This is a genomic window from Nonomuraea sp. NPDC049141 (assembly GCF_040648415.1).
GTDB lineage: Bacteria > Actinomycetota > Actinomycetes > Streptosporangiales > Streptosporangiaceae > Nonomuraea.
Genome location: NZ_JBEZDR010000266.1, coordinates 1 through 1,138, shown reverse-complemented (window position 1 = coordinate 1,138; position 1,138 = coordinate 1). Strand labels below are relative to the sequence as shown.

At 66.5% G+C, this 1,138-nt stretch carries 2 protein-coding genes; one reads left to right on the top strand and one right to left on the bottom strand.

Annotated features, from left to right (window positions below; genetic code table 11):
• Nucleotides 1–103: 103 nt before the first annotated feature.
• A complete protein-coding gene (locus AB0B91_RS66375; protein ID WP_358343331.1) occupies nt 104–646 on the bottom strand; it encodes a heme-copper oxidase subunit III in 543 nt (180 codons plus the stop codon).
• A 165-nt stretch (nt 647–811) separates the two neighbouring features.
• On the opposite strand from AB0B91_RS66375, the gene AB0B91_RS66370 reads away from it, so the two are divergent.
• On the top strand, nt 812–1,138 hold a 327-nt coding region (locus AB0B91_RS66370), incomplete at its 3' end, for a cytochrome c oxidase assembly protein (RefSeq protein ID WP_358343329.1).

Sequence of the window (1,138 nt, the reverse complement as noted above, 5' to 3'; positions counted from 1 at the left end):
GACCGCGTCGGCGGTCGTTGTCAGAAGTCATGACCTGTGTCCTTAACCGGTTGGACCTTGTCTCAGGGGACGGAGCAGCGGCGCGGTTCGTGACGCGCCAAGATCACTGAAGCCAGTAGATCATGGCGTAGAGCCCGATCCACACGACGTCGACGAAGTGCCAGTAGTAGGACACGACGATCGCCGACGTGGCCTGCGCCGGTGTGAACCGGCCCATGGTGGTGCGGATCATGAAGATGACGAAGGCGACCAGACCGCCGGCCACGTGCAGGCCGTGGAAGCCGGTGGTCAGGTAGAACATCGACCCGTAACCGTCTTTGTTGATCTTGATGCCCTCGTGCACCAGCTCGCGGTACTCGTTGAGCTGGCCGAGGACGAAGATCAGGCCCATCACGAAGGTGATCGTGAACCAGCGCCGCAGCGCGTGGACGTCACCCTTCTCCGCGGCGAAGACACCGAGCTGGCAGGTCACCGACGACAACACCAGGATCACCGTGAAGGTGGTCGCGTAGGGGATGTTGAGGTGCACGGTGTGTTCCGCCCACTGCTCCGGTGCCGCCGCGCGGATGGAGAAGTACATCGCGAACAGCGCCGCGAAGAACATGAGTTCGCTGGAGAGCCACACGATCGTCCCGACGCTGACCATGTTGGGTCGGGTCAGGGAGTGGATCCGGCTCTTGTCAATGGCTGGGGCCGCAGTCACGCGGTCATTATTGCCCTTGACCGGGGCCGGCGATCAGCGGGGGGCCAAACCCGTGGCATCCACAGCCCGATCGGGGCAGTCCGGTTCGCCTGACCTAGGCTGAAAAGCGTGCTGCACGCCGATCCGATCTCCGCCGCAGCCGCCGTCGCCGCGCCGGCGGCGACCGCGGCCGTCCCGCCGCCGTTCACCGTGACCTCGGTGTTCACCGAGACGAAGCTGGACAGCTGGCTCGCCGTCGGCCTGGTGCTGGCCGCCGGCGTCTACCTCTACGGGGTCCACCGGCTGCGGCTGCGCGGCGACCGGTGGCCGGTCGCCCGGACCGTCTTCTTCCTCGGCCCCGGCCTCGGCGGCATCGCGGCGGTCACCGTCAGCGGCCTGCACGCGTACGACACGGCGCTGCTGTCGGTGCACATGGTCCAGCACATGGTGCTCTCC

Excerpts from the sequence above, each read along its gene's own strand:
- AB0B91_RS66375 (WP_358343331.1), bottom strand. The coding sequence starts at position 646 with ATGGTCAGCGTCGGGACGATCGTGTGGCTCTCCAGCGAACTCATGTTC.